This window comes from Stenotrophomonas sp. GbtcB23 (genome assembly GCF_019091045.1).
GTDB classification, from domain to species: domain Bacteria; phylum Pseudomonadota; class Gammaproteobacteria; order Xanthomonadales; family Xanthomonadaceae; genus Stenotrophomonas; species Stenotrophomonas rhizophila_A.
In genome coordinates, this window is record NZ_JAGXKC010000008.1 from 23,332 (window position 1) to 34,286 (window position 10,955).

General features: G+C 69.1%; 10 protein-coding genes. 8 read left to right on the plus strand and 2 right to left on the minus strand.

The window, feature by feature from the left end:
- Positions 1-13 precede the first annotated feature (13 nt).
- Together prpR and KVS69_RS05185 are read left to right on the plus strand one after the other, a co-directional pair.
- Positions 14-1,618: a propionate catabolism operon regulatory protein PrpR gene (prpR, locus tag KVS69_RS05180; RefSeq protein WP_217537389.1), complete on the plus strand. Its 1,605-nt coding sequence runs from the start codon at positions 14-16 to the stop codon at positions 1,616-1,618.
- A gap of 462 nt (positions 1,619-2,080) precedes the next feature.
- Entirely contained in the window at positions 2,081-4,621 is a 2,541-nt protein-coding gene (locus KVS69_RS05185) for a hypothetical protein (RefSeq protein ID WP_217537390.1), read from the plus strand.
- 7 nt (positions 4,622-4,628) lie between these two features.
- Here KVS69_RS05185 and pdxH read toward each other — a convergent pair whose 3' ends face one another.
- Positions 4,629-5,228 (minus strand): pyridoxamine 5'-phosphate oxidase, encoded by a 600-nt coding sequence (gene pdxH, locus KVS69_RS05190; protein ID WP_217537391.1) that lies wholly within the window; start codon positions 5,226-5,228, stop codon positions 4,629-4,631.
- A gap of 42 nt (positions 5,229-5,270) precedes the next feature.
- On the opposite strand from pdxH, the gene KVS69_RS05195 reads away from it, so the two are divergent.
- Positions 5,271-6,092, plus strand: a complete 822-nt coding sequence (locus tag KVS69_RS05195) for a kinase (RefSeq protein WP_217537392.1) — start codon at positions 5,271-5,273, stop codon at positions 6,090-6,092.
- Here the strand turns inward: KVS69_RS05195 and KVS69_RS05200 are convergent.
- Positions 6,085-6,288: a dodecin family protein gene (locus KVS69_RS05200; RefSeq protein WP_068853673.1), complete on the minus strand. Its 204-nt coding sequence runs from the start codon at positions 6,286-6,288 to the stop codon at positions 6,085-6,087. The genes KVS69_RS05195 and KVS69_RS05200 overlap by 8 nt on opposite strands.
- A gap of 95 nt (positions 6,289-6,383) precedes the next feature.
- On the opposite strand from KVS69_RS05200, the gene KVS69_RS05205 reads away from it, so the two are divergent.
- The 5 genes from KVS69_RS05205 to mdtD all read left to right on the plus strand — a co-directional run bounded on the left by KVS69_RS05205 (position 6,384) and on the right by mdtD (position 10,948).
- The gene (locus tag KVS69_RS05205; protein ID WP_217537393.1) at positions 6,384-6,926 is read left to right on the plus strand and encodes a shikimate kinase; all 543 of its coding nucleotides are present in this window, start codon (positions 6,384-6,386) and stop codon (positions 6,924-6,926) included.
- Positions 6,923-8,032 carry a 3-dehydroquinate synthase gene (gene aroB / locus KVS69_RS05210; RefSeq protein WP_217537394.1) on the plus strand — a complete coding sequence of 370 codons (1,110 nt, stop codon included), beginning with the start codon at positions 6,923-6,925 and terminating at the stop codon, positions 8,030-8,032. Before KVS69_RS05205 ends, aroB begins: the two co-directional genes overlap by 4 nt.
- Before the next feature lie 75 nt (positions 8,033-8,107).
- Positions 8,108-8,359, plus strand: coding sequence for a WGR domain-containing protein (locus KVS69_RS05215; RefSeq protein ID WP_217537395.1), 252 nt, complete (start codon positions 8,108-8,110; stop codon positions 8,357-8,359).
- Positions 8,360-8,410: 51 nt separating this feature from the next.
- On the plus strand, positions 8,411-9,484 hold the full coding sequence (gene hemE / locus KVS69_RS05220; protein ID WP_093532843.1) for a uroporphyrinogen decarboxylase: 1,074 nt from the start codon (positions 8,411-8,413) through the stop codon (positions 9,482-9,484).
- A 60-nt stretch (positions 9,485-9,544) separates the two neighbouring features.
- Positions 9,545-10,948, plus strand: a complete 1,404-nt coding sequence (gene mdtD, locus KVS69_RS05225; RefSeq protein ID WP_217537396.1) for a multidrug transporter subunit MdtD — start codon at positions 9,545-9,547, stop codon at positions 10,946-10,948.
- Positions 10,949-10,955 lie beyond the last annotated feature (7 nt).

Here is a 10,955-nt window from a genome sequence, read left to right on the forward strand (position 1 = left end):
ACGGTACCCGACGATGTCCATCCGCCTGCCCCGCCCTCGCCTGCCCGACCTGGATCCCGGCGCCCTGCCGGTGATCTGGACGGTGAGCGTGTCGCGCCTGACCGGCCTGCTCGGCGACGTCATCCCGGAGTTCGACCGGCGCGCGCGCATCGTCCCCATCAACCTCGGTTTTGAAGAGGCGGTGGACGTGATCGGCCAGCGCCTGCGTCGCGAGCATTGCGATGTGGTCATTGCGGGCGGCTCCAACGCCGCCTACCTGCGCAGCCGCCTGGAGGTACCACTTGTACCGATCCAGGCCAACGGCTTCGACCTGATGGAAGCACTGGCCCGGGCGCGGCGGATCGCATCCAGGATCGGGCTGGTTACCCACGCCACCGATGTGCCGAGTTTCGGCAGCTTCCAGCACAGCTTCGGGCTGGATATCGAACACCGCCGCTTCGTCACCCGCGAAGATGCGCGCGACTGCATCGCCGACATGCGTGCCAACGGCATCGAGGTGATCGTCGGCACCGGCATGGCCATCGACCACGCCGAACGCGTGGGCCTGCCCGGCGTGCTGCTGTACTCGGCCGATTCGGTGCGCCAGGCCTTCGAACACGCGCTGGAACTGACCCAGACCCTGGCCCGCTCCGGCGTGGCCGCACCGCGCCGGCGTGCCCCTGCCCGCTCGCGCACCACCGAGCAGCGCCTGCTCGGCGAAAGCCCTTCGATGCAGCAGGTGCGCGAGCGCATTGCCTTGTATGCCCCGCACGACAGCACCGTGCTGGTTACCGGCGCCACCGGCACCGGCAAGGAACTGGTCGCCCGGCAGCTGCACGCCGCCAGTGGCCGCAGCGGCCGCTTCGTGGCGCTCAACTGCGGGGCAATCAGTGAATCGCTGCTGGAAGCGGAACTGTTCGGCTACACCGAAGGCGCCTTCACCGGCGCACGGCGTGGTGGGCGGGTCGGCCTGGTGGAAGCTGCCGATGGCGGCACGTTGTTCCTGGACGAAATCGGCGAGCTGCCGTTGCCGCTGCAGACGCGTCTGTTGCGGGTCCTGGAAGAGCGCGAAGTGCTACGGGTGGGTGCGACCGAACCTACCCCGGTGGATGTGCGCGTGGTGGCGGCCACCCTGCAGACGCTGGAATCGCTGGTGGAGGCGCAGCGCTTCCGGCGCGACCTCTATTACCGCCTCGCCGCACTGCGGATCGCACTCCCTACCCTGCGCGAGCGCCCGCAGGACGTGCCGATGCTGCTGGAGCACTTCTTCCAGCAGTTGGGCCAGCGCCCTTCGCCGCTGGATGCGGCCGCCACCGAGCGCCTGTGCGGGTATGCCTGGCCGGGCAACGTGCGCGAACTTCGCAACCTGGTTGACCGCCTGCGCATCCACTGGCGGATCGACCAGGGGGCATTGGGCCTGGCACAGCTGCACTCATGGCTGCCCGAACTGCTGCCGGCCACGGGCGGCGCTGTCATGGCCGACAGCGCCACGTTGCATGCCGGGCCTGCGCCCGCACGCCCCTCGCCGGCAACCCTGCACCAGTGGCTGATCGAACATCAGGGCAACCGGGAGCAGCTGGCCGCACAGCTGGGCGTATCGCGCACGACGCTGTGGCGTTGGTTGCGTCACCCCGTTTGACCAACGCCGCTGACCGCGTTTCGCGCATCCCGCGCCTGCAACGACATCCCTGATACGCAGAGCAGGCTTCAACCGACAACGCATTAGGGAAACTCCTAAAGCCAAATGCGGATATCCGGTTGTGCGACATGTTCATCATTTCGTCTGCTGCACGGGCAGGAACTGACAGCGCGGGACATGGAGGGTGATGGCATGCGTCCGGCCGCGACATCACCGCGCAGGGCGCATCGGGCGGTTTGAAGCCCGGATTTCCCGCCATACCAGGCCTTGCCGCCCGATTCCGCCGCACGCGGGCCGATACACGCCATCGATGACGTCAAGAGGAAGAACGTTTCGATGGCCCGCACAGGAGGTTCATCAACGGAAACCCCGGGTGAACTTTCTGCGAATACTGCAATGTCCAACGGCCCGCCGCACGGCTAGGTTCCAGAGCGAGGATCCGCCCACCACCGAGGACACTGCATGTTCCCAGCCACTCACGCCAGGCCCCTTTCCACCCTCGTCGCCCGCACCACCGCGCTGGCCCTGCGCAGGCCGCGCGATGCCGCGGCGGGCCCGACCCGGGCCATCCCGCTGACCGGTATCAGCAACCACGCGAACCGGCCGCAGCCCGCCCCCGTCCGCGTATCGCGGATGCCCGCGTCAGCGTCCAACACCGACCCCGAGCGGGACGATGCACCCAGCGCCCCCGGCCCCACCGAGCATGCACTGGTGGTGCTCAGCGGCCAGATCCATGCCCTGCTGGCGCAGTGCCGCGCCGAAGCGCCTGCGGATGTTGCCAACGCACTGGACGCGCTGGACCTGGACCCACGCGAGCCGTTGGCCCGCAAGCAGAGCAGCGCGCTGCTGCGTGCGATCAAGCGCCTGCCCAACGGCCGCCATGTCCCCGAACGGCAGAAGGCACTGCGGGCGGCGCTGTACGACCTGACCCGCGCAGCGCGCGCCGAGGCGATGCTGCACGAGCAGATCGCACGCCACACCGAGCGCGAACGAATCAACGCGCTGCCGGGTTCGCAGCGCAGCGCCGGCACCGGCGGCATGCTGGGCGTGCGCTTCGGGTTGCCCAGCGGCGTGCATGCCGGCGCGGCGGCCGGTGCACGCCAGGAATCCAGCGTGGCCACCTTCGACGACCTGACGGTCGCCACCATCCGCAGCGCGACGGTAAGTGCTGAAGCCAGCGTCCAGGGTACCGTCGGTCCCGGGGTAGGCGTGGAAGGCAGACTGAGCGGCTACTCGACCGAAGGCGATGCGGACATCTCCATGTCGATGCGCACCCGCGTGCTGCGCCTGGCGCATGCATCGGTCGCCCGCCGGTTGGGCGGCAACGTCCTGCAGCGCGCGTTCAAGCGCGTGACCGAGCCACGTCGCGACCGCTACGACGAGCGCACCAGCCGCGCGATGGCGTTGCAGTCGACGCTGCCAGTCCTGCTCGGCAAACAGGCCGTGGCGCAGCCTCTGGCATTCGGCAAGCGCGGCCTGTTGATCACCGCAGGCATGACCACCCATGGCGGCGCGCTGGCCGCCAGTGCCGGCTATGGGCTGGGCCAGCTCGGCGCCACCGCTGCGGCCAACCGCACGGTACTGCGGGCGGCGCTGCCGACCCGGCTGACCGAACTCGGCGAAGACGGCCTGCCTGCCAGCAAAGATCCCGGCATCCGCTCCGTTCTGGAAGCGCGCGTGGCGCATCTGGTGGGCAACCAGCCCCGTTCGCACGCGCTCCAGATCGTCCAGCAGGTCATGGCGTCGCCGCGGGACCCGGACACCATTGAGAAACGACAGAAGGCCGTGGCACATGTCGGCGCCGCGTTCGATCACCTGCAGGCGCTGACCGACCTGTCGTTGCGTGCGCCGGCCCAGGCCCGCGCGCCGCTGGCGTCGCTGGCACGCGACTGGGGCAGCGGCACCGCAGCGCCCGAACCGGTGATGATCGCCCTGCTCGACACGCTCGCCTGGCTGCAGGCGGTGCCGGCACCGGACACCCGCGCAGCGGCAGAACATGCAGGTTGGGCCCGCCTGCAGCGCAGCGTGCAGTCCGAAGCGCGGCGCATCCATGACACCACGCTGCCGCACGACCGCGCGTGGGTGTACCGGGCGACGCATGCGTTCCGCGAGCAGATCCAGCGCATCGCCACCACCCGCGGCAGCTTGTCGCTCTCTGCATCGCTGCCGTTGCTGACCGCCACCGGAGAGATCGGCGTGGCACGCCATGTGCGCCAGGATCCGGATCCGCTGCGCAATGGCGACTATCTGGAGCTGACCGTTGCTGCCCATCTCGCGCCCGCGTTGGGCACCATCCTGTCCGAGGTGGAGCGGCAGTTGCCGGAGTGGGGCGCGCTGCCCCTGCACGAAGCCGAAGCATTGGTCGCCCCGCTGTCGGCCGACCTTGGGGTCAGCGGCACCAGCCAGCTGTTGGTGCGCTTCTTCCGCCCTTCCTTCCAGACCGATCCAGACTTCCCCCCGTCCGCGCGTGGCAACCACCTGCATGCGGTGCGTGTTGCCACCGGCACCGCACAGTCGCTGGGCGTGACGGTACCCGTGCCGGTGCTGCCGGGGCTGGCACCGACGATCCGGGTGGAGCACAACCGCGCAACCCAATTCACGCGGTACGACCGGCTGGGCGAAGGCACGCTGACCAGCCCGCTGATGCGCTACCTGTCCCTGTGTTCGGCCACGCAGCCCCGTGCTGAGACGTGGGCCGCGCTGCTGGATTCGCATGGTGCCGACCTGGACCGGCTGGCCGAAGCGCTCACCGACCCCGGTTCCGTACCTTCGCTGGAAGCGCGCTACTGGCTGCAGCGCGAGCCCACCACCACTATCGGTGGTGCCACCACGCGCCGCGACAATGCCGACACCAGCACGCTGGACGCGTTCACGCAGGCAGCCGATGCCGAAACCCGGCGCGCCCAGCTGTACGCCCTGTTCGAGGCAGTGGGGGCCATCACCACCCGGCAGAAGGCGATGTCGTCGCTGATCGGCGCATTGACCCTGCCGGTGGTCGGTTGAGCGACGCTTACGGGTACAGCAGGCGCTTGGACCATTGCCCGTCGGCATCGATCTCGTAGCACCAGCGCTCATGCAGGCGGAACTGCGCGCCGTACCAGAACTCGATCCGGCGCGGCACCACCCGCAGCCCGCTCCAGCCGTCCGGCCGCGGAACATCGCGGCCGGCGAAGCTGGCTTCGGCAGTGGCCACGCGCGTATCGAATTCCTCGCGCGAGGCCAGCGTGCGTGACTGCAGCGACGCCCATGCGCCGATCTGGCTCAGGCGCGGACGCGAGGCAAAGTACGCGTCGGCTTCTTCGTTGCTGACCTGTTCCACGGTGCCTTCGATGCGCACCTGGATGCCGGCCTCGCGCAGGCTGCGCCACAGGAACAGCAGCGCGGCGTGCGGATTGGCCTGCAGCTCGCGGCCCTTGTGGCTGTCCAGATGCGTGTAGAACACGAAACCCCGGTCATCGAAGGCTTTCAGCAGTACCGTTCGCGCCGAGGGGACGCCCGTGGCGGTGGCGGTGGCCACGGTCATTGCGTTGGGTTCGATTTCAGCGCTGCCTTTGGCTTCGTCGTACAACGCGGCGAAGGTGGACAGGGCTTCAGCGTAGAGATCGGTCATGGTCGGCTTCTTTGCGGCTCGGTTTGGGTTTATTGTCACCGCATGTCCGTTGCTGCGTACATTCCCCGGAACAAGGGTTTCCCCGATGCACTGGTCGCGCAGGCGCTGGATGATGCGTTGGCCGTGACGGCCACGGTGCCAGTATTGGCCATCAGCGGCCTGCAGGGCAGCGGCAAATCGACGCTGGCGGCCCAGGTGGTGGGCCTTGCCCAGCAACGCGGGCTGCGCGCGGCGGCAGTGTCCATCGATGACTTCTACCTCACCCGTGCCCAACGCCAACGCCTGGCGCGGCAGGTGCACCCGCTGCTGCTGACCCGTGGGCCGCCCGGCACGCATGACCTGCCGCTTGCCCATGCCACGCTGCAGGCGATCACCGCGCGACAGCCGGTGGCGCTGCCGCGCTTTGACAAGCTTGCCGACGAACGCGTGCCGGAAGCGCAATGGGCGCAGTGTCACGAACCACTGGACCTGCTGGTGTTCGAAGGCTGGTTCCTGGGCACGCCGGCGCAGGCCGACAGCGAACTGGACACCCCGCTCAATGCGCTCGAACGTGAGGCCGACGCCGATGGCCGCTGGCGCCGCTGGTGCAATCAGGCCCTTGCCGGACAGTATCCGGCGCTGTGGCAGCGCTGTGACCGGCTGTGGTTCCTGCAGCCGCCGGATTTCGCGGTGGTGCCGCGCTGGCGCTGGCAGCAGGAGCAGAACCTGCAGGCCGCCCAGCCCGAGCGCAGCAGCATGAGCCGCGCCCAGCTGGAACGGTTCGTGCAGTACTACGAGCGGGTCAGCCGGCAGGCACTGCGCACGCTGCCGGCGCTGGCCGACCGCGTGGTGGTGCTGGATGACCAGCGCCGGATCGTCAGCTGACCAGGAAGGTCACGCGCAGGTTGACCCGCCACTCGGTGATGTTGCCCTGGCCGTCGGTGACCACCTTGGTCTCGTTGATCCACGCCCCCTGGATGCCCTTGACCGTTTCGGACACCTTCTTCAGGCCGCTGCGGACCGCGTCTTCGACGCTGGTGGGCGAGGAGGCATTGATCTCGATGATTTTGGCCACTGACATGGGCGTACTCCGGCTGCGCGCGGGACATTCCGCACCGCCCACCATGGGGTCCCGGACGTAAAGGCGGCGACACGGAGGTGTTAGCATTCCGGGTAATGAATCCCGCTCCGAACCTGATCCTGATTGGCCCGATGGGCGCCGGCAAGACCTGCATCGGCCGCCGCTTGGCCGAGCGCTTCACGCTGGACTTCGTCGATGCCGACCAGGCCATCGTCGACGCGGCCGGGGCCAGTATTCCGACCATCTTCGAGCACTCGGGCGAAGCCGGCTTCCGCCAGCACGAACGCCAGGTGCTGCAGCAGCTGCTGGCCGGGAAGGGGCAGCTGATCTCCACCGGCGGTGGCGCCGTGCTCGATGCCGGCAACCGCGAGGCGATCGCACGGCGCGGCTTCGTGGTCTACCTGCGGGTGAGCGTGCCGGCGCAGCTGGAGCGGCTGGCGCGCGACCGCGCCCGGCCCCTGCTGCAGCGGCCCGATCGCGAGCAGGTGCTGCACGAGATGGCGAGCCTGCGCGATCCGCTGTACCAGTGCCTGGCCGACCTTACCCTCGATACCGATCTGTACACGCCCAGCGAGGCAACCGCGCAGCTGGTGCTGCGCCTGGCCTCGCAATGGCAGCGACTGGAACCTTCCGCATGACCGCGCCCCCCCGCACCGTCGCCGTTGGCGGCGACACCCCCTACACCATCCATATCGGCCCGGGCCTGCTTGGCCAGGGCGAGCTGCTGGCGCACCACGTGCGCGGCCGCCACGTGCTGCTGCTCAGCGATTCGTCCGTCGCCCCGCTGTATCTGGCCGGGGTCAAGCAGGCGCTGCTGGATGCACGCCCCGGACTGCTGATCGGCGAACTGGTGCTGCCGGCTGGCGAAGCCTCCAAGACGCTGGCCAACTTCGGCGCGGCGATCACCGCGCTGGCATCGCTGGGCGCCACCCGCGATGCGTGCGTGATGGCCCTGGGCGGCGGCGTGGCCGGCGACCTGGCCGGGTTTGCCGCAGCCTGCTGGATGCGCGGGGTGGACTGCGTGCAGCTGCCGACCTCGCTGCTGGCGATGGTCGACTCGTCGGTCGGCGGCAAGACCGCGGTGGACATTCCCGAAGGCAAGAACCTGGTAGGCGCCTTCCACCCGCCGCGCGCGGTGATCGCCGATACCGCCGCGCTGCGCACCCTGCCGTCGCGTGAACTGCGCGCCGGCCTGGCCGAGGTGATCAAGTACGGCGCGATCCGCGACCCGCTGTTCTTCCAGTGGCTGCAGGCCGAACACGCCGCGCTGCTGGCCGGCGACGATGCGGCGCTGGCCCAGGCCATCGCGCGCAGCTGCGAACACAAGGCGGAGATCGTCGCGCGAGATCCGCTCGAGCGCGGCGAGCGCGCGCTGCTGAACCTGGGCCACACCTTTGGCCATGCGATCGAGACCGAGCAGGGCTACGGCGCGCCGGGCAACGACAACCTCAACCATGGCGAAGCGGTGGCGGTGGGCATGGTGCTGGCTGCGCGGCTGTCGGCCCAGCTGGGCATGAGCCACGACGACGACACCACCCGCCTGCGCGAGCTGCTGCTGCGCTACGAGCTGCCGGTTGCCATTCCGGCCGGCTTGGCGCCCGAGGCACTGCTGGCGCGCATGCGGCTGGACAAGAAGAATGTCGCCGGGCGCCTGCGCCTGGTGCTGTGGCGGGGCATCGGCCGCGCCGAGGTAGTGGCCGACGTGGACGAGGCCGACGTGCTGCGCGTGCTGGCCACCGGCTGAGCCGCGACCGTCTGTCGCGCCCGCCCCGCGGGCCGGTGACGGCCGTGTTGCCGGTTCGCGGCTACAATCGCGGCCATGCGCATCTTCCTGCAGCAACCTGTCAACGGCACCGATCCGACCGGCTACCTCCAGCTCACCCTGCAACCGGACCTGTTCGGCGGCTGGGAGCTGCTGCGCGAGTCGGGCCAGGTCGGCAGGCACGCCAAGCTGCACCGCCAGTTCTTCGCAGAACAGGCCCAGGCGGAAGCCGCGTTTGAAAAGGCGCGCGACACCGAGCTCAAGCGCGGTTACCAGATCACCTATACCAGCGGTGTGCCGCCGCGCTGAGCGGCCCGCCTCCCCCTGACCCTGCGCCACCCGATTCCAAGGAAGCAACCCGTGACCAGCCCCTCCCGCCACGATCGCCTGCTGCGCGCCCTGCGCCGCGAACCGGTGGACTGCACCCCCGTCTGGCTGATGCGCCAGGCTGGCCGCTACCTGCCCGAATACCGCGCCACCCGCGCCAAGGCTGGCAGCTTCCTGGCCATGGCCAAGAACCCGGAAATCGCGTGCGAAGTCACCCTGCAGCCGCTGCGCCGGTTCGACCTGGACGCGGCGATCCTGTTCTCGGACATCCTGACCATTCCCGATGCGATGGGCCTGGAGCTGTACTTCGTCGAAGGCGAGGGCCCGAAGTTCCGCCACCCGGTCCGCGATACTGCCGCCATCGCCAGGCTGGCGGTGCCGGACATGGAAACCGAGCTGCGCTACGTGATGGATGCGGTGCGCGTGATCCGCCGTGAGCTGGACGGCCGCGTGCCGCTGATCGGTTTCTCCGGCAGCCCGTGGACGCTCGCCTGCTACATGGTCGAAGGCGGCGGCAGCAAGGATTTCGCACGCATCAAGGCGATGGCCCTGAACGAGCCGGCCGCACTGCACCAGCTGCTGTCGGTGGTGACCGATGCGGTGGTTGCGTACCTGGCTGCCCAGCGCGCGGCCGGCGCGCAGGTGCTGCAGGTGTTCGATACCTGGGGCGGCGTGCTCAGCCCGTCCATGTACCGCGAGTTCTCGCTGCGCTACCTGACCCGCATCGCGCGTGAACTGGAGCGCGGCGACGGCGACCAGCGCACCCCGTTGATCCTGTTCGGCAAGGGTACCGGCCTGCACCTGGCCGACCTGGCCGACACCGGCGCCGATGCGCTGGGCGTGGACTGGACCCTGGACCTGGCCGACGCGGCAGCGCGCACCGGCGGCCGCGTGGCGCTGCAGGGCAATCTGGATCCGGCCACGTTGTACGGCAACCCGGAGGCGATCGAACGTGCCGCCGGGCAGGTGCTGGACAGCTACGCGCGCGGCAACGGCGGCTCGCGCGAGGGCCACGTGTTCAACCTCGGCCACGGCATGTCGCCGGACATGAATCCCGAGCACGTGCAGGTACTTGTCGAAGCGGTGCACCGGTTGAGCGCGCGCTGACGGCCCGGCATACACACCCCCCGTGCGATCATGTGCACCTCGTTGATGAAGGTGCACACGATGACGACCCCCAGCTACGCCTCGTTCCGGCCCCTGTTGTGGCTGGTGTCGCTGGCGATCTTCATGCAGATGCTGGATTCGACCATCGTCAACACCGCCCTGCCCGCCATGGCCCGCAGCCTGGGTGAAAGCCCGCTGCAGATGCAGTCGGTGGTGTTCAGCTACGCGCTGGCGGTGGCGACCTTCATTCCCGCCTCCGGCTGGATCGCCGACCGCTTCGGTACCCGCCGCACGTTCCTGGCGGCGATCATCCTGTTCACCCTCGGTTCGCTCGCCTGCGCGTTGGCGCAAACCCTGCACCAGCTGGTTGCCGCCCGCGTGCTGCAGGGCGTGGGCGGCGCGATGCTGCTGCCGGTCGGGCGCCTTGCGGTGATGCGCTCGGTATCACGCGAACAGTTCCTGCGCGCCATGAGTTTCATCGCCATCCCTGCGCTGGTGGGGCCCCTGATCGGCCCCACTTTGGGCGGCTGGCTGGTGGAAGTGGCGTCCTGGCACTGGGTGTTCCTGATCAACCTGCCCATCGGCGTGATCGGCTACGTGGCCGCGCTGAAGATCATGCCCGACCACTACGCCGAACACCGCACCCGCTTCGACATCGCCGGCTACCTGATGCTGGCGTTCGGCATGGTGGTGCTGTCGCTGGCGCTGGATGGCATCTCCGGCATGGCCACCCCGCACGCGCTGGTGATGTTGATGACCGTGGCCGGGCTGGCTGCGCTGGTCGGCTACTGGCTGCACGCGGCCAACTCCACCGCGCCGCTGTTTTCGCTGGCGCTGTTCCACGTGCCCAGCTACCGCATCGGCATCCTCGGCAACCTGTTCTCGCGGATCGGCAGCAGCGCCATGCCGTTGCTGATCCCCCTGCTGCTGCAGGTGGGCATGGGCATGAGCCCGATGAACGCCGGGCTGTTGATGATTCCCGTAGCGGCCGCCGGCATGTTGTCCAAGCGCTACGCGGTCAAACTGGTGGAACGTTTCGGCTATCGCCGGGTGTTGATGGTCAACACCGTGCTGGTCGGGTTGGCCATGGCCAGTTTCATCTTCATGGTGCCCGGCCAGCCGATGTGGCTGCGCGTGGTGCAGCTGGCGGTGTTCGGCGCGGTCAATTCGCTGCAGTTCACCGTGATGAACACCGTGACCCTGCGTGACCTGGACCGTGATTTCGCCAGCTCGGGCAACAGCCTGCTGTCGATGGTGATGATGCTGGCCACCGGCTTCGGCGCCGCGGCCGCGGGCAGCCTGCTGGCCGCGTTCGAGCACCTGGACACCCTGCATGGCGCCACCGCTGCACTGCACGCCACGTTCGTGTGCGTGGGCGCGATCACGCTCACCTCCACCGTCATCTTCTGGCAGCTGCCCGACGCCCGCCCCTCTACCCGGGATGTGGAAGAGGTCGCCGAATAGGCGACCC

Coding starts and splice junctions, on each gene's coding strand:
- prpR (WP_217537389.1), top strand. CDS start 14: ATGTCCATCCGCCTGCCCCGCCCTCGCCTGCCCGACCTGGATCCCGGC.
- KVS69_RS05185 (WP_217537390.1), top strand. CDS start 2,081: ATGTTCCCAGCCACTCACGCCAGGCCCCTTTCCACCCTCGTCGCCCGC.
- pdxH (WP_217537391.1), bottom strand. CDS start 5,228: ATGACCGATCTCTACGCTGAAGCCCTGTCCACCTTCGCCGCGTTGTAC.
- KVS69_RS05195 (WP_217537392.1), top strand. CDS start 5,271: ATGTCCGTTGCTGCGTACATTCCCCGGAACAAGGGTTTCCCCGATGCA.
- KVS69_RS05200 (WP_068853673.1), bottom strand. CDS start 6,288: ATGTCAGTGGCCAAAATCATCGAGATCAATGCCTCCTCGCCCACCAGC.
- KVS69_RS05205 (WP_217537393.1), top strand. CDS start 6,384: ATGAATCCCGCTCCGAACCTGATCCTGATTGGCCCGATGGGCGCCGGC.
- aroB (WP_217537394.1), top strand. CDS start 6,923: ATGACCGCGCCCCCCCGCACCGTCGCCGTTGGCGGCGACACCCCCTAC.
- KVS69_RS05215 (WP_217537395.1), top strand. CDS start 8,108: ATGCGCATCTTCCTGCAGCAACCTGTCAACGGCACCGATCCGACCGGC.
- mdtD (WP_217537396.1), top strand. CDS start 9,545: ATGACGACCCCCAGCTACGCCTCGTTCCGGCCCCTGTTGTGGCTGGTG.